The following is a 15,959-nucleotide window of genomic DNA, read 5'->3' on the forward strand; positions in this document are numbered from 1 at the left end:
TCAGGCGTCCAGCGCGTCGAGCGGATACGGCAGCGGCAGGAAATCCAGCTTCGTGCCGCCGGCCGAACCGTGGCGCACGTCGCCGTCCAGGGCGGCCAGCTTGATCTCGACGAGCGCGTCGGCGCCGCCGGCGCCGTTGGGCGCCACGTTGACGATCATGCCGGACGGCTGGTCGGGGTCGGCGACCGAATAGACCTCGTCGCCGGGGCGCGCGGCCGCGTCGGCGAGCGTGGCCAGCGTCATGCGGCGTTTCAGCTTGCCGAGGTACTGGCTGCGGGCGACGATTTCCTGGCCGGGATAGCAGCCCTTCTTGAAATTCACGCCGCCGAGCAGCTCGTAGTTGATCATCTGCGGGACGAACTGCTCCTGCGTCGCCTGGCCGATCTGGGGCACGCCCGCGTGGACGGCGGCCAGCTGCCACGCCGCGTTGCCGCCCAGCGCGAGCGTCGCGCGCAGCGCGGACAAGGCCTTGACGCCGTCGTCGGCCGACGTCAGCCACAGATAGCGGGGGTGGCCGAAGGCGTCGGCGAGGCGGATCACGGTGCCGAACGCGCCGTCGATCTTCGCATACGGTGCCTCGGGCAGGGCGCCGACCTGGGTGCGCAGGGCGTCGCCCGCCGCCGCGCCGCCCAGCCCGAGGACGGCCGCGTTGCGCGCTTCGTCGGTGGCGTCGCGCAGCCTGGCTTTCGACCGCAGCACGAACATGGTCAGGCGCTTCTGCAGCGGCGGCTGGATGGCGCGCGGCAGCTGCAGGTAGACGGCGTCGGCGTCGCGCCACATCAGGAACGTGGCCTGCAGGCGGCCCTTCGGCGTGCAATAGCCGGCCAGCCGGGCCTCCGCCGTGCCGAGATGTTCGACGTCGTTGGTGAGCTGGTTGTGCAGGAAGCCGGCGGCGTCCTCGCCGGCGACGGCGATCAGGCCCAGGTCGGTGACGGCGGCGACAAACCCTTGTTCGAGGGCGGCCGTGCCGAGGACGTGGCCGAAGTCCTCGACTTGCGTCGGGCTATCGGGGTGGAAACGGGCGCCCAGGGTGGCGAGGTGGTCGATCCAATGGTTCATGACACGAATTATTTCCGGTTTAGGAGTATCGGCTTTATGATTACGGCCTCATTATAAGTTCGCCTTCAAAAACGCGCCGACGACGGCGAAAAAACGAAACCAGCATGGCACTGATCAGAAAACTCATCGTCACGGGCGTGATCGGGCTCGCGGCGGCCGGCGCCGGCTTCGAGTGGTGGAGCAGGCAGCCGATCACACCGGGCGGCGCCCCCGTCATCCCGTTCGCGATCGCGCAGGGCAGCGGCGTGGCCGGCGCGGCGCAGCAGATGGCGACGGCCGGCGTGCCCGTCAACGCCTTCCTGTTCGGGGTGCTGGCGCGCGCCACGGGCAAGGCAAGCCGGATCAAGGCCGGGAGCTACGAGCTCAAACCGGATACGACCCCGCGCCGGCTCCTCACCCAGCTCGTGCGCGGCGAGTTCGCGCAGGAATCGCTGACGATCATCGAAGGGTGGACGTTCCGCCAGATGCGCCAGGCCATCGACGCCGCGCCGAACCTGAAGCACGACACGGCGAAGCTGTCCGACCAGGACTTGCTGGCGAAGGTGGCGCCCGACTACAAGGCGCCGGAAGGCCTGTTCTTCCCCGACACGTATCTGTTCGCCAAGAATGCGAGCGACCTGTCGATCTACCGGCAGGCGCACGACATGATGATGAAGCGCCTGAAGGCCGCCTGGGAGAAGCGCGACCCGGGCCTGCCGTACACCGACCCGTACCAGGCCCTGATCATGGCCTCGCTGGTGGAAAAGGAAACGGGCAAGAAGAGCGAACGGGCGCTGATCGCCGGCGTGTTCGTGAACCGCCTCAAGGCCGGCATGCTGCTGCAGACCGACCCCACCGTCATCTACGGCATGGGCGACCGGTACGACGGCAAGATCCGCAAGAAGGACCTCGAGACCGACACCCCGTACAATACCTATACGCGCGCCGGCCTGCCGCCGACGCCGATCGCGCTGCCGGGCGTCCAGTCGCTCGCGGCCGCGACGGCGCCCGCGAAGACGGAGGCCCTGTATTTCGTCTCGCGCGGCGACGGCACGAGCCATTTCTCGGCGAACCTCACGGAGCATAACAAGGCCGTCAACCAGTACCAGCGCAACCAGGTGCCCCAGTAAATACGAATGAATGCAATGAACCATAACGATGCCACCCGCGGGCGTTTCATCACCTTCGAAGGCATCGACGGCGCCGGCAAGTCCACGCACATCGGCCACGTCATCGCCCTGCTCGAAGGCGCCGGCAAGACCGTCGTTTCGACCCGCGAGCCGGGCGGCACGCCGCTGGGCGAAAAGCTGCGCGACCTGGTGCTGCACGAAAAAATGCACCTCGAGACGGAGGCGCTGCTGATGTTCGCCAGCCGCCGCGAACACGTGGCGCAGGTCATCGCACCGGCGCTCGCGCGCGGCGAATGGGTCCTGTCCGACCGTTTTACGGACGCCAGCTTCGCCTACCAGGGCGGCGGGCGCGGCCTGGATCGCGCGAAGCTCGACGCGCTGGAGGAATGGGTGCATCCGCACCTGCAGCCCGACCTGACCCTGTTGTTCGACGTTCCGCTGGACGTCGCGCGCGCGCGCCTGGCCGCGACGCGCACCCTGGACAAGTTCGAGATGGAGCAGGCCGATTTCTTCGCGCGGGTGCGCGCCGAATACCTGCGCCGCGCCGCGCAATCGGGCGGACGCATCGTCGTCATCGATTCCACGCAGTCCATCGCCGGCGTGCGCATGGCCCTGCAAGCCGCACTGGAGCCATGGCTGTGAGCATGTATCCCTGGCAGCAAGACGCCTGGACGCGGCTGCAGGCGATGCGCGCGCGCCTGCCGCACGCGATCCTGTTCCACGGCCCGGCCGGCATCGGCAAGGCCGACTTCATCGAGTCGTTTGCGCAGTCGCTGCTGTGCGAAGACGTGAGGCCGGACGGCCACGCGTGCGGCGCGTGCGCGTCCTGCGGCTGGTTTGCGCAGGGCAATCACCCCGATTACCGCCGCGTGCGTCCGGAAGCGCTGGAGGACGAGGTCGCGGCCGGCGAGGGCGAGGACGCGCCGGCCGAAGACAAGAAATCCAGATCGAAGACGGCGTCGAAAGAGATCAAGATCGAACAGGTGCGCGCGCTGGCCGATTTCATGAACATCTCGACGCACCGCCAGGGCCTGCGCGTCGTCGTGCTGTATCCGGCGGAAAGCCTGAACATGCCGTCGTCGAACGCGTTGCTGAAGACGCTCGAGGAACCGCCGCCGGGCACCGTGTTCCTGCTCGCATCGAACGGCCTGGACCGGCTGCTGCCGACGATCCTGTCGCGCTGCCGCAAGTTCGCGTTGCCGATGCCCGACCACGCCGAGGCACTGGCGTGGCTGCAGGCGCAGGGCGTCGACGATGCGGACGGCTGGCTGCGCGAGCAGGGCGGCGCCCCGCTGGCGGCGCTGGCCCAGGCCGAGATGGGCAGCCGCGAAGAACTCGACGGACTGCTGCAGATACTCGCGCAGCCGAGCGTCGATGCCGCGTTGCGCAGTGCCGACAAATTGAGCAAGGCGCCGCTGGCGTCCCTCGTCGCGTGGCAGCAGCGCTGGCTGTATGATGTGTTTTCGTACAAGCTTTCCGGGGTGATCCGGTATTATCCGAGGTATCAGCGGGAACTGGCGGCGCTCGCCGGTCGCGTGCACGTGGCCGACTTGCTGCAGGTAATCAAATCCACGAACGAGCGCCGCGCCGTGGCCGATCACCCCTTGTCTCCGAAACTGTTTGTCGAAGACATGTTGCTTGATTACACTGCCCGCTGCGGCCCATGATGTACGGCCCATGACGAGAGGACGACGATGAGTGTTTCGCAGAACGGACCGATCAGCGGCCTGCCCGCCGATCCGAACGCGCCGCAACCCGCGCGGCCGTCCGTGCTGTCGCTCGCCATCAAGGAAAAGGCCGCGCTGTACGCGGCCTATATGCCGTTCCTGAAAAACGGCGGCATGTTCGTGCCGACCAACAAGCCGTACAAGATCGGCGACGAGATCTACCTGATCCTGTCGCTGATGGACGACCCGAACAAATACCCGATCGCCGGCAAGGTCGCCTGGATCACGCCGGCCGGCGCCAACAACAACAAGGCGCAGGGCATCGGCGTGCACTTCCCGGCCGACGAGACCGGCCAGCGCGCCCGCCTGCGCATCGAAGAAATCCTCGGCGCGGCGCTGCGTTCGTCGCGCGCCACCCATACCCTGTAGCTTTTACTTAGTTTCAACATGCCGTCCTACGTACACCGCCTCGCCCGCATCGAAGATCTGCCCGTCATCGTCGACATCTACAATTCCACCATCGCATCGCGCGAAGTCACGGCCGACACCGAACCGGTCACGGTCGCGTCGCGCGAAGGCTGGTTCCACGAGCACACGCCGGAGCGCCGGCCGCTGTGGGTGATCCACGATGGGGCGGACACGTCGGCGAATCCGGCCGTGATCGGCTGGTGTTCGTATTCGAATTTCTACGGCCGCCCGGCGTATTCCGGCACGGCGGAGCTGTCGATCTATATCGCGGAACGCTGGCGCGGCAAGGGCGTGGGACGTTATTGCCTGGAACAGGCGATGGCGTTCGCGCCGAACGTCAAGGTGCATACCCTGCTGGGCTTTATCTTCGGGCACAATGCGCCGAGCCTGGCCCTGTTCCGCAAGTATGGCTTCGATACGTGGGCGAATTTTCCGCGGGTCGCGACCCTGGATGGGATCGAGCGCGACCTGATCATCCTCGGCAAGCGGGTGGTCGAATAACGCTTGCCGGGCTTCGTGGACGCGGCCCCGAACCGATGTGTCGCGGGCTCACGGACCGGTGCTGCGATACTGGCGAAGCAGCAACGACCAGCGGTCGTCCATCTCGCGTTTTTTCTGTTCGATTTCTTTCTGAACCTTTGGGGTTTTCGCCAGCTGCTCCGCAAGCCGTTGCCCCCTGAGCTGCGCATATTCGAACGCATAGCGCGCCTTGACCGCCTGGATATCCGCTTTTTCGCGGGCCTCGACTGCCGACTCGTCGGCGTGCTCGAGCCGCGCGAACTCGAGATATTCAGTCCGGTTCGTGGTCACTGTCAGGCCGGTGATGAGCAGCGCCGCCGCGCCTAATCCGACCTGGACGAGAAAGGCCTTGGGGCGGGCCGTCAACTGGGTCTTGACGAGGCGCGGCACATAACTGGCGACGAAACCGGAAAGAAACGTGGTGACGCCGGCACCGATCTTCGAATAGATGGCGCCGTCCACGTCGTCGAACGGGACCAGGAATACGGCCAATCCCCAACCGATGCCGCAGCCGAGGATGATCCCGAGTAAATTCAGGAAAAACCCGGTGATGCCGGAATCCGCGTTGTAGCGCGCGCCGTCCAGCAGAAGCGTATCGTCGCCGTTGCGCGGTTTCTCCCTTAGAAAGTACGCGCATAGAAGGAGCAGCGGCGCGAGCGCGGACGCGGCAAAATTCGTCACGACCACACCCTCGGACGGAAGCACCGCGACGTCGTTGTCGACGCGGGCATTCACCTCGATCACCAGGTGAGTTCCCAGCACATACAGCCACACCGCGAACGCCAGGGCGAGGCCCAATGCGACCAGCACGTCCGGCTTTTTGTCGCGCTCAACAATATTCTCATTATCCGGCATCGTCAGCTCCACGCATCGCTTCCGCCTCGAGTCTCGCCCAGTCCCGTCGTTGAGTGTAGGACGGATATTGTTTTAATCGTAACTACAGATTCTGACAGGTGGCGCCGCCTGTCCCGTGCGCCCGCCGGCGTGCGCGCCTCGCGTACAATATCGGGATGTACATCGATTCCCACTGCCACATCAATTTCCCCGAGCTTGCCGCGCGCATGCCGGAAATCCTGGCCAGGATGGCCGAGAACAAGGTCTCGCACGCGCTGTGCGTGTCCGTCGACCTGCCGGATTTTCCCGGCGTGCTCGCCCTGGCCGAGCAATATCCGCACATCTATGCGTCGGTCGGCGTGCACCCCGACTACGAAGACACGCCCGAACCGACCGTCGCGCAGCTGGTCGCGCTGGCCGATCACCCGAAGGTCATCGCGATCGGCGAGACGGGCCTGGATTATTACCGCCTGGAAGGCGATCTCGAATGGCAGCGCGAGCGCTTCCGCACGCACATCCGCGCGTCGCGCGAGACGCGCAAGCCGCTGATCATCCACACGCGCGCCGCCAGCGCCGACACGATCCGCATCATGCGGGAAGAGGGCGCGGGCACCGACAAGGGCGGCGTCGCCGGCGTGATGCACTGCTTCACCGAGTCGCTGGAGGTCGCACTGGCCGCGATCGAGATGGGGTTCTACATCTCGTTTTCCGGCATCGTCACGTTCAAGAGCGCGAAGGACCTGCAGGCGGTGGCGCGGGCGCTGCCGCTGGACCGCATCCTCATCGAGACGGATTCGCCGTACCTGGCGCCGGTGCCTTACCGCGGCAAGATGAACGAGCCGGGCTATGTGGCGCACGTCGCGGAATACCTCGCGACGCTGAAGGACGTGCCGCTGCGCGAAATCGCCGACCGCACCACCGCCAATTTCTTCAACCTGTTCCAAGCCGCGAGGACCTGATCAATGATGCCCGCCAGCCCGTTGCGCCGTACCGTCCTGCGTTCGTTCGTGCTCGCCGCCACCCTGGCCGCCGGCATCCATCCCGCGACGGCCGCGCCGGCGGCCGCCCAGGTGACCGATTTCTTCCGCGCCGTGCAGATGGACGACGTCCGCACGGTGCAGTCGCTGCTGGGCAAGGTCGATCCGAACGAGGTCAATCCCATCGGCGGCGAACCGGCCCTGGTCCTCGCGGTGCGCGAAGGCGCGATGCGGGTGCTGGACGTGCTGCTGCGCCACCCGGGCACGAACGTCGACGCGCCCGCGCTGAACGGCAACACCGCGTTGATGATGGCGGCGTTCAAGAACAATCAGGCGGCGGCCGAGGCGTTGATCGCGAAGGGCGCGGCCGTGAACCGTCCCGGCTGGACGCCATTGCACTACGCGGCTGCCAGCGGCGCCGACGACATCGCGCGCCTGCTGCTCGCGCACGGCGCCCGTATCGACGCGCAGTCGCCGCCCGCGAGCGGCAAGTACACGCCGCTGATGATGGCGGCGCGCGAGGGGCATGAAGACAGTGCGTTCTTGCTGCTCGCCCAGGGCGCCGATCCGCAACTGAAGAACGGCGAGGGCCTGACGGCGGCGCAGATCGCCCACCGGGCCGATCACGACGCCATCGCGGCGGCGCTCGACAAGCGCGCTAAGTCCGCCCGCTGAGCGCTTCCGCCACGGGCGGCGCGGCGGCGTCCGGCGCCGCCTTCCGGGCGCGCTTCCTGGCATACATGCGCGCGTCCGCATGCATCAGCAGCGTCTCGACCTGGTCCGCATGGTCCGGGAACAGCGCGCAGCCGATGCTGACGCCGATGTGCAGCGGCGCGCACTGGGTCGGCACCGGCTGCGCCAGCGCGGCGCGGATCTTGTCGGCGCACAGGTCGGCGTCCTCGGGCGCCTGCAGGTCTTCCAGCAGCAGCACGAATTCGTCGCCGCCGAGGCGGGCCACCGTGTCCGACTGGCGCGCGCACTCCACCAGCCGGGCCGCGACCTCGCGCAGCAGGGCGTCGCCGGCGGCGTGGCCATGGCGGTCGTTGACCTGCTTGAAATCGTCGACGTCCACGTACAGCAGGCCGAGCCGCGACTGGCAGCGCCGCGCCCGCGCGACGGCCGTGCGGATACGGTCGAAGAACAGGCGCCGGTTCGGCAATCCCGTCAGTTCGTCGTAGCACGCCGAGCGCATCAGGTCGTCGTGCAGGCGCTTGCGCTCCAGCGCCAGGCCGACCTGCGCCGCGACGAAGTGCAGCAGCCCGCGGTCGCCCGGGGAATATCCGGTGCCGGCGCGGTCGCGCAGCAGCAGGGCGCCGATGGTCCCGGCCGGGCCTTTCAATTCGACCATCAGCCACGTGTTCATGCGTCCTCGTGCGGCGTGGCGGACGGCGGCGGGCGCGAGGGCGTCCGGGTCCGACGCGGTCGCGCGCCAGCGCGCGAGGCAGGCGCGCGAGGGCAGCCGGCCCCGTTCGTCGTGGTCGCGCTGGTAGATGACCTTGAAGCCGTGCTGCGGCGTCGGGTCGGTGACGACCACCATGCCGGGCGCGCCGACCAGCCGGTCGAGGATGCCGTGGATCTCGCCGCACAGTCCGGCCAGGTCGGATGCCTGGTACGCGGCTTCGGAAATGGCATACGTCGCGGCCTGGCGCCGCTCGGCCCGTTTGCGCAGGCTGACGTCGCGCGCGACGCCCAGGCGCAGGCCCTGGTCGGCGATCCAGCGCGCCGACCACATGATGTCGACGCAGTGGCCGTCCTTGTGCAGGTAGCGGTTCTCGAAGCCGATGCGGTCCTGGCCGGCCAGCACGCGCGCCCCTTCGGCGAGCGTCGCGTCGCGGTCGTCGGGGACGACGAAATCGAGCATGTGTTGTCCGATCAGCTCGGTCGGCCGGTAGCCGAGCATGCGCTCGCACCCTGCGCTGACGTCGACGATGATGCCGCAACGGTCCACCAGAAAGACGACGTCCAGCAAGAGGTCGGCGATGTTCGCCGAGAGGGAACGGATCGAATGGACCATGGCGGCCGGCGCGGGTGACGGATGGTGGGAAAATCCTAACATTCCCTTACGGCAAATAGCTAGTTGTATTTGCCAACACATCGCGCTTGTCCCATCGATCCGACAAACTGGGCGGAAAATCCCCGTCAGATCCGCGCATCAGTTGCTTCCTGGCATGCACATAATGCAGCCTGAGATCAACAATGGCGCCGGCAGGACCGCGGGCCCGACAACGAGGACACAATGCTGAACGAACGCGAAATCGAGAGCTGCTACCTGGGGCAGTTCATTCCGGTCCACTACCATCACAACATGCTGATGGATCACAACCGCATGCACAGCTTCAAGTCGGCGATCTACCACGCGGTCAAGCCGGGCATGAAGGTGCTGGAACTGGGCGGCGGCACGGGCGTCCTGTCGTTCTTCGCGGCCCAGAACGCGTCGCAGGTCTATTGCGTCGAGTTCAATCCGGACATGGTGCGCGAAGCGCGCCGCTTCCTCGCCATGAACCCGAACGGGCACAAGGTCGAGGTCGTCCATGCGGATGCGTTCGAATACCTGCCGCCGGAGCCGGTCGACATCGTCATCTGCGAAATGATCCACGTGGGCATGCTGCGCGAAAAGCAGGTCGACGTGATCGAATCGTTCAAGCGCCGCTACCTGGCCCGCTTCGGCGGTCCGCTGCCGATCTTCATGCCGGAGGCCGTCATCATGGCCGCGCAGCCGCTGCAGCTCGAATACGATTTCGAAGGCTTCTATGCGCCGATCGTGCAGTTCCAGCCGACCAACGTGATCTATCCGGGCACCATCGAACTGGCGCAGCCGGGCGTGTATTCGATCATGGACTTCAGCCAGAACGTGGGCGACGCCATCGCGTGGGAAGGCCAGTTCCGCATGGAGCAGGGCGGCCGCCTGAACGCGCTGCGCTTCATCACCAAGAACGTCCTCACGATCATCGAGGAACGCGGCACGACGATCGACTGGCTGAACCATTACATGATGCTGCCGCTGGCCACGCCGCTGGACGTGCAGCAGGGCGACATCGTGCAGGTGGGCTTCGCGTATCGCGCGGGCGGGTCGATTCCGTCGCTGGAAGCGTCGATGCGGGCCGAGGTCGTCGTGCGCGCGGGCGAGGCCGTGCAGGTGCGCGACACGGCGTTTGCCTGAGTCCGGGCGCCTGGCATCGTCGCCCCTGCGCAGGCAGGGGCCCAGGTTTAGCGTGACGCGTGCAGAAATTGGGTCCCCGCCTTCGCGGGGACGACGCTGTTAACATCCGCGTGCCCCTGCATCCCCCGTTCGTCCGCCCCCGCTCGCCCCCGCTTTTTCCCCGTCCATCCGCCCCCGCCCGCCGTCCATCGCAGAAAGATTGCGCGTGGCCGTCCATACAACTACAGTCACAACGTCGGGCCGCAACGGCCTTTTTTGACTGATGGAGCTGGCGATGCTGGGTTTCCTCGTGTGGTTGATGTTATTGTTCCTGTGCTGGCCGATCGCGCTGGTGGCGCTCGTGATGTATCCGCTCGTCTGGCTCCTGCTGCTGCCGTTCCGCCTGCTCGGCATCGGCGTGGAGGCCGTGTTCGAACTGCTGCGCGCCGTCGTCATGCTGCCGGCGCGCGTGCTCGGGGGCGGCGTCCGTCGCTGAACGTTGACGGCCGGCCAGTGTGCGCGGATTAACAGACGGTGACGAACCGTTCGCCTATCGTGCCATACTGATGGCTTTCATTCGAAGGTCATGCTTTTAAAGGATATGACTATGCGCCTGGACATCTACCGCAGAGCCGAACACGACGGCAAGTTTTCCTACCTGGCCGTCCCCGAGACCCGTAACATCCCCGAGGAAGCCACGAATACCGACTGGGAAGTCGAAGCACGGGCCTTCGAAGTCGACGATGACGCCGGCGACCTGCCGGATTACGATATCCAGAACCTCACCGGCCAGCTGGCCGAAAAAGGATATGCCGTCACGTCGCTGATGCACTGAAGGCGCAGTCGTTCCGGCGCTGTCGCGTTGTCACGACAAGTCGTGTAACAGTCGATTTACAGCGCGCGGCCGTACCCCATCCGTCCCGGGCAGCCGGGCGGATGGCGTACGGCCGCGTATCGCATATGGTATCCTTGCGCCTCGTTTAAATTGATCCGTGCCGCACGACGCGGCGGGACAGGTCGGAGGCGTAATGAAGTGGTTTGTCGTCGGTTTCCTCGTGCTGTCGGTCCTGCACATCCATTTCCGCGGCAAGGTCCGGCTGCCGTTCGGCCGCCAGTTGTTCGACCATTCGTCGTTCATGGCGCCGATCAATATGTTCATGCACCTGTTCTCGAAGGTGCCGAGCACGCCCTATATTCCCGTGCGCGAATTCCCCGAGCTGGCCGTGCTGCAGGAAAACTGGCCGACGATCCGCGAGGAAGGCCTGCGCCTCATCGAGCTCAAGAAGATCAAGGCGTCCGAGCAGAACAACGACGCCGGCTTCAATTCCTTTTTCAAGACGGGCTGGAAGCGCTTCTACCTGAAGTGGTACGATGCCAGCCACCCGTCGGCCGAGCGCCTGTGCCCGCAAACGCACGCCCTGCTGCAGGGGATCCCGTCCGTAAAGGCGGCGATGTTCGCCGAGCTGCCGCCGGGCGCGAAGCTGAACCCGCACCGCGACCCGTTCGCCGGCTCGATGCGCTACCACCTGGGCCTGGCCACGCCGAACGACGACCGCTGCTTCATCGAAGTCGACGGCCAGCGCTACAGCTGGCGCGACGGCCAGGGCGTGATCTTCGACGAGACGTATATCCACTGGGCGGAGAACGCGAGCGACAGCGACCGTCTCATCCTGTTCTGCGACGTCGAGCGCCCGATGCGCTTCGGCTGGATGCAGTCCGTCAACCGCTGGCTGGGCCGCACGATGATGACGGCGGCCGCGTCGCCGAACGAGACCGGCGATCAAACCGGGCTCGTCAGCAAGCTGTTCCGCGTTTCGTACGTGATGGGCCAGTACCGGCGCCGCTACAAGGCCTGGAACAAGACGGCGTACAAGGCGACCAAGGTCGCGCTGATCGTCGGCCTCGCCGCGCTCGTCTACTACATCTGATCAAAAAAGGGTGGCAAGCAAGGTCGGGTGGGCGGCCCCAGCCCACGCGGCCGCACCGGCTGCGCCGGAAAAAAAGAGCCGCACGCGCGGCCCTTTTCGGTGGGCCGCGCCTTGCGGCCAAAGGGGATGCTAGAACGTGAATGGCATCCTGACCATCAGCGTGACGTCGGGCGTGTCGCGCGTGAGCCCGGCGCCGACCGAGACGCTCAGCGTGCGGTTGTTCTTCATCCGGTACGAGTAGCCGAGCAGCAGGGTCCCAAGCTGCACCCGGACCGAACCCGGGATCACGACGCCGTTCTGGTGCATGCGGCCGACGGAGTTGTGGTCGTAGCCGATGCTGAACGACGCCTTCTCGTTCAACGCCAGCCCCATGCCGAAGTTGAAGCCGAACACGTCGCCCGGATCGACCTGGCCCAGCAACTCCTTGTCGCCGTTCAGCACCGTCCGGTAGACGTTGTTGCGCTTGAAGTTCTTGGTGTAGCTGAAGCCGCCGAAGAAGATCGCCGGGTCGGACGGCAGCAGCCACGTCAGGCTCGGCTGGACCGAGTAGAACCCGGAACCGGTCGGCAGGTCCAGCGGCAGGCCCGTCCCCGTCACGTTCTGGCCCACGCAGCGGGTCTGGCAGTCGGTGATGACCTGGAACGGGTCGCGTCCCGTGCGCGACTTGAAGCGCAGGCCGGCGATGTAGTACGGCGTGTCGACGCCGCCGTCGTTCAGCTGGTAGCGCCAGCCCAGTTCGATGTCGCCGATGCCCTTGCCGCTCGTCTCGAACGCGCGCTCGGCCGCCGTGCCCGTGAACAGCTCGCGGCTGACGGTGGAATCGCTGCGGTAGACGTACGGTATCTTCGCTTCCAGTTCCAGGCGGTTGTCGAAGCCGTAGCGGAACGTGGCCGTGGCCGTCGTCGTGTTGCGTTTCACTTCGCGCACGTCCAGCAGGCCGATCAGCAGGGCCGGGATCACCGTGTAGCCGACGAGCGCCACGCGGTTGCTGGACGAATAGCCGTACTGCACGGACGGTTCGAACACGACTTTGCCCCGCGGCGTGAGCACGCCCGGGGTCTCGAAGATCGGCGCCACTTCCGGTGCGCGCGGCGCGGGCGGCCGGCCGACGGCGGCGTCGCCCTGGGCCTGCCCCGTGTCGGCGACAGCGTTGCCGGTGCCGCGCATCCGTTCGAGCTGCGCCGGCGCCGCCACGGCCGCGTTGGCGGGCGCCGCGACGCCGCTCGCGCGCAACTGGCGCTCCAGTTCGTCGACGCGCGCGCGCTGCTCTTCCAGCTGTTGTCGCATGATCTTGAGCTGCTCGAGGAGGTCAGGTCCGGACTGGGCGCCGGCCGGAAAGGCCGCCAGTGCGACGCTGACACCAATCACGCCGTACAGCGCTGGAATTTTTTGCATAAGTATTCTCCAGGTAATTCCGTCACCGGCCGGTGGCGGCGGTATTGAGCGCGTTCGCGAGGCTGGACTGGAAATTCATGGCCTGCAGCAGTCCGCGCGCGTTCACGCTTGCATTGATGATGGTCTGGTTGTTGATCAACTGGTTGTTCAGGCTGTTCTGGATCACGGTGCCGCCCAGGGTCGTGTCGCCCATCTGGACGTTGAAGGTGCCGCCGCCGTTCTGGATGAGGCGCACCTGGGCCGCCGTGTCCGCCGACAGCGTGCTCTGGCCGCTCGTCAGGCGGCCGAGGTCGCCAAGGTTCAGCTCGCTGCGCTCGGCCAGGTTGCCGTTGATGGTCACGATGCGCTCGATGCCAAGCGTCACCGCGAGGCCGTTGTCGGTGACGAAACCGCCGCGGTAGTCGTCCAGCCGGTCCGACGCGACGGCGTTGGCGCTGCTGAACGGATTGTCCGGGCCGCCGGCGTGGCCCTGCGTCGCGATCGCGGCGCTGGCCAGCACGAGGCCGATCTGGACGGGAAGGCGCATGGGGTCTCCTGTCAAAAATCGCCCGGACCGAATTTCGGCAGCGTCGTCATGTCGATCGCGGTCCGGGTGACGCCGTCGGCCAGCGGCGCGCGCGGTGCGGCGCGCCAGTCGACGTCGGCGTTGAACGAAGGCTTGCCCGGCGCGTCGTGGATCACGAACAGCAGCCGGGTCGGCCAGATGGATTCGAAGTGTTCGCGCGTGATCGAGCGGGTGCCGCTGGACGGATCGCCCAGCAGGATGCGCCCGTCCTCCGCGCCCTTGATCACGACGAAGTGGTTGTAGCCTTTTTCCGAGATCAGCACGATGGCGGGCAGTTTGCTGTCGAACAGTTTCTGCAGCGGCACCTGGAAACCGTCCGCCTTGAAGCCGATCTTCGCGAGGAAGCGCTGCATGTCGAGCAGCGAAAAGCCTTCGCGCCGGATCTTGGCCTGGTCGCCGCTGTCCCACATCGCCTTGAAGGCGACGGTTTCGCTGACCGGATAGCCATAGTGATAGGTCAGCAGGGTCGCCAGGGCGGCCGAGCCGCAGCTGAAGTCGTATTGCTGGCGGGTCGTGGAGGTGAAGCGCAATTCGCGCATGCTCTTCACCGGCACGTCGAAACGCGCACCGCCCGCGATCGGCAAATCGGCCGCGTGCGCGCCGGCGGCGCCCAGCAAGGCGCCCAGCAAGACGAACGGCAAGGGCAGGGCGCTGGGCATCATTTGAACTGCAGGTTGACGATGGTGGCGTTCTGGATCAGCACGTTCGCGCCACTGTTCTGGATCACCACCGGGATGCCCGACATGTTGGCGAACGCCCCGGTGTCGATGCTGTTCGACCCCGTGACGACGTTCACCGCGCTGTTGCCGGAAACGACGCCGTTGAGATTCGCGTTGTTGTTGGTGATGAACGTGTCCGTTCCACCGCGCGAATGTTCCAGCTTGCCCAGATCGGCGGCCGGACCGAATCCCAGCGCATCGGCCGCCTTTGCCGTCTTGTCCGCGCCGGCGTCCGGCCTCGCGGCCGGCGTGCCGTCCTGGACGGGGACCGCGAGTTCCGGTCCGGCCCAGGCCGCGGATGCACAGGCCGCGAGCACAGCGAAGCTGCACACGCGGTTGCTGGCCTTGCTCTTGAGTGATGACTGCATTCTCTACCCCCGGGTTGCTTCGTAAAACCGCCGTGCCCGAGCGGGCACGGCGGTCCGCCGCATTACTTGCCGACAGCCAGGTTGCTCTGGACGTTCACGCTCTGCTGGATCAGCGAGGAGAAGCCGTTGTTCTGGCTGATGACCATCACGCCCGCCGCCGACTGGCCGACACCGCTCATGGTGTTGGACATGTCGAAGGTGCCGGCATTGACGGAGTTCGAGCCGCCATTGCCGCCGGTGCCCGCGCCGCCCATGCCGCCGGTACCGATGCCGGCCGTGACGTTGGCGAGCGCGCCGCCGGCGCCGCCGCTGGTCGTGCCGCCGTTGCCGCCATTGCCGCCGTTGCCGGCGGTTGCGTCACCCACCGTGGCCGAGCCGGTCGTGGCCGCGCCGCTGGTGGCCGAGCCGGTCGTGGCTGCACCGGTCGATGCCGCACCGCCGGCTGCGCCTGCGCCGCCCGTGTTCGATGCCATGCCGCTGGCGGCACCTGAACCGCCCGCTGCGCCCGCACCTGCGGCGCCCGAGCTTGCCGTACCGGCCGCACCGGCACCGCCTGCACCCGAGCTCGCCGTACCGGCCGCACCCGCACCGCCCGCGCCGCCTGCGCCGCCGGAATTGGCCGCACCGTTACCGGCCGTCGAGGTCAGGCCGCCGCCCGCACCGCCGGCTGCGCCGGTCGCGGCACCGCCCGCTGCGCCGGCCCCGCCGGCATTCGACGCCATGGCGCCCGAGCCGCCCGCACCGCCGGCCGCACCGGCCGCGCCAGAACCGCCCATGCCGCCGGCCGCACCGGCCGCACCCGAACCGCCCGCGCCGCCGGCCGCACCGGCCGCGCCCGAACCGCCCGTGCCGCCGGCTGCGCCAGCCGCGCCGGCACCGCCGGCGCCGCCAGTTCCCATGCCGGCCGTCGCGGTCGAATCGCCGCCCGTGGCCATGCCGCTCGTGGCCGTCGACGTGCCCGCGTTCGCGTTGCCGCTACCGCTGAGACCGCCAGCGCCCGACGTGGCCGTGTGGGTGCCATTGCTGGCCGCGCCGCCGGTGGCCGCGTTGGCCGCCGTCGAGCCGCCGCCGGTGCCTGCGCCGGCCAGGCCGCCCGCACCGCCGAAGCCACCCGAGCCGCCGGCCGCACCCGCACCGCCCGTACCGCCGGCTGCGCCGGCCGCACCCGCACCGCCCGCACCGCCGGCTGCGCCCGCCGCACCCGCGCCGCCC

Annotated in this window: 18 protein-coding genes and 1 pseudogene; 11 read left to right on the top strand and 8 right to left on the bottom strand. The window is 67.3% G+C overall.

Translation table 11 applies throughout. From position 1 onward, the window contains the following. Nucleotides 1-1,059: a folate-binding protein YgfZ gene (locus tag ASC93_RS20210; protein WP_056446547.1), complete on the bottom strand. Its 1,059-nt coding sequence runs from the start codon at nucleotides 1,057-1,059 to the stop codon at nucleotides 1-3. 104 nt (nucleotides 1,060-1,163) lie between these two features. On the opposite strand from ASC93_RS20210, the gene mltG reads away from it, so the two are divergent. Genes mltG through ASC93_RS20235 form a run of 5 tightly spaced genes read left to right on the top strand, consistent with a single transcriptional unit; the run spans nucleotide 1,164 to nucleotide 4,804 of the window. Continuing rightward, the gene (gene mltG, locus ASC93_RS20215; protein ID WP_200958369.1) at nucleotides 1,164-2,168 is read left to right on the top strand and encodes an endolytic transglycosylase MltG; all 1,005 of its coding nucleotides are present in this window, start codon (nucleotides 1,164-1,166) and stop codon (nucleotides 2,166-2,168) included. 15 nt (nucleotides 2,169-2,183) lie between these two features. Then, entirely contained in the window at nucleotides 2,184-2,810 is a 627-nt protein-coding gene (tmk, locus tag ASC93_RS20220) for a dTMP kinase (protein WP_056446549.1), read from the top strand. Then, nucleotides 2,801-3,835: a DNA polymerase III subunit delta' gene (locus ASC93_RS20225; protein ID WP_056446553.1), complete on the top strand. Its 1,035-nt coding sequence runs from the start codon at nucleotides 2,801-2,803 to the stop codon at nucleotides 3,833-3,835. The genes tmk and ASC93_RS20225 overlap by 10 nt, the downstream gene beginning before the upstream one ends. 27 nt (nucleotides 3,836-3,862) lie before the next feature. Next, entirely contained in the window at nucleotides 3,863-4,264 is a 402-nt protein-coding gene (locus tag ASC93_RS20230) for a PilZ domain-containing protein (protein ID WP_056446556.1), read from the top strand. Between the two features lie 18 nt (nucleotides 4,265-4,282). Continuing rightward, the gene (locus ASC93_RS20235; RefSeq protein ID WP_056446559.1) at nucleotides 4,283-4,804 is read left to right on the top strand and encodes a GNAT family N-acetyltransferase; all 522 of its coding nucleotides are present in this window, start codon (nucleotides 4,283-4,285) and stop codon (nucleotides 4,802-4,804) included. Between the two features lie 48 nt (nucleotides 4,805-4,852). Here ASC93_RS20235 and ASC93_RS20240 read toward each other — a convergent pair whose 3' ends face one another. Beyond that, nucleotides 4,853-5,689: a hypothetical protein gene (locus ASC93_RS20240; protein WP_056446562.1), complete on the bottom strand. Its 837-nt coding sequence runs from the start codon at nucleotides 5,687-5,689 to the stop codon at nucleotides 4,853-4,855. A gap of 143 nt (nucleotides 5,690-5,832) precedes the next feature. Here ASC93_RS20240 and ASC93_RS20245 point away from each other — a divergent pair, with 143 nt between their 5' ends. Together ASC93_RS20245 and ASC93_RS20250 are read left to right on the top strand one after the other, a co-directional pair. Beyond that, nucleotides 5,833-6,615, top strand: a complete 783-nt coding sequence (locus ASC93_RS20245) for a TatD family hydrolase (protein ID WP_056446565.1) — start codon at nucleotides 5,833-5,835, stop codon at nucleotides 6,613-6,615. A 3-nt stretch (nucleotides 6,616-6,618) separates the two neighbouring features. Next, the gene (locus ASC93_RS20250; protein WP_056446568.1) at nucleotides 6,619-7,308 is read left to right on the top strand and encodes an ankyrin repeat domain-containing protein; all 690 of its coding nucleotides are present in this window, start codon (nucleotides 6,619-6,621) and stop codon (nucleotides 7,306-7,308) included. Here ASC93_RS20250 and ASC93_RS20255 read toward each other — a convergent pair. Then, complete coding sequence (locus ASC93_RS20255; protein WP_200958370.1) at nucleotides 7,292-8,689, bottom strand: sensor domain-containing diguanylate cyclase; 1,398 nt, start codon at nucleotides 8,687-8,689, stop codon at nucleotides 7,292-7,294. The two genes, ASC93_RS20250 and ASC93_RS20255, sit on opposite strands and share 17 nt — an antisense overlap. Before the next feature lie 180 nt (nucleotides 8,690-8,869). Here ASC93_RS20255 and ASC93_RS20260 point away from each other — a divergent pair, with 180 nt between their 5' ends. The 4 genes from ASC93_RS20260 to lpxO all read left to right on the top strand — a co-directional run bounded on the left by ASC93_RS20260 (nucleotide 8,870) and on the right by lpxO (nucleotide 11,700). Beyond that, entirely contained in the window at nucleotides 8,870-9,793 is a 924-nt protein-coding gene (locus ASC93_RS20260; RefSeq protein ID WP_056446575.1) for a methyltransferase domain-containing protein, read from the top strand. 274 nt (nucleotides 9,794-10,067) lie between these two features. Beyond that, nucleotides 10,068-10,268, top strand: a complete 201-nt coding sequence (locus tag ASC93_RS20265) for a hypothetical protein (RefSeq protein WP_056446577.1) — start codon at nucleotides 10,068-10,070, stop codon at nucleotides 10,266-10,268. Nucleotides 10,269-10,379: 111 nt separating this feature from the next. After that, entirely contained in the window at nucleotides 10,380-10,607 is a 228-nt protein-coding gene (locus ASC93_RS20270) for a DUF6139 family protein (protein WP_056446582.1), read from the top strand. 193 nt (nucleotides 10,608-10,800) lie between these two features. After that, nucleotides 10,801-11,700: a lipid A hydroxylase LpxO gene (lpxO, locus tag ASC93_RS20275; RefSeq protein WP_056446585.1), complete on the top strand. Its 900-nt coding sequence runs from the start codon at nucleotides 10,801-10,803 to the stop codon at nucleotides 11,698-11,700. A gap of 129 nt (nucleotides 11,701-11,829) precedes the next feature. Here the strand turns inward: lpxO and ASC93_RS20280 are convergent, their stop codons facing one another. From ASC93_RS20280 to ASC93_RS20300, 5 genes and pseudogenes are all read right to left on the bottom strand, one after another. After that, the gene (locus ASC93_RS20280) at nucleotides 11,830-12,987 is read right to left on the bottom strand and encodes an acetate kinase (protein ID WP_229412821.1); all 1,158 of its coding nucleotides are present in this window, start codon (nucleotides 12,985-12,987) and stop codon (nucleotides 11,830-11,832) included. Nucleotides 12,988-13,117: 130 nt separating this feature from the next. Then, a complete protein-coding gene (locus tag ASC93_RS20285; protein WP_056446592.1) occupies nucleotides 13,118-13,621 on the bottom strand; it encodes a hypothetical protein in 504 nt (167 codons plus the stop codon). A gap of 11 nt (nucleotides 13,622-13,632) precedes the next feature. After that, entirely contained in the window at nucleotides 13,633-14,322 is a 690-nt protein-coding gene (locus ASC93_RS20290; RefSeq protein WP_056446595.1) for a C39 family peptidase, read from the bottom strand. Then, nucleotides 14,319-14,747, bottom strand: coding sequence for a hypothetical protein (locus tag ASC93_RS31755; RefSeq protein WP_056446598.1), 429 nt, complete (start codon nucleotides 14,745-14,747; stop codon nucleotides 14,319-14,321). The genes ASC93_RS20290 and ASC93_RS31755 overlap by 4 nt, the downstream gene beginning before the upstream one ends. A 62-nt stretch (nucleotides 14,748-14,809) precedes the next feature. Beyond that, a pseudogene (locus ASC93_RS20300) lies at nucleotides 14,810-15,959 on the bottom strand (hypothetical protein); the annotation flags it as partial.

This window comes from Massilia sp. Root335, from assembly GCF_001425685.1.
Classification (GTDB): Bacteria; Pseudomonadota; Gammaproteobacteria; order Burkholderiales; family Burkholderiaceae_D; genus Telluria; species Telluria luteola.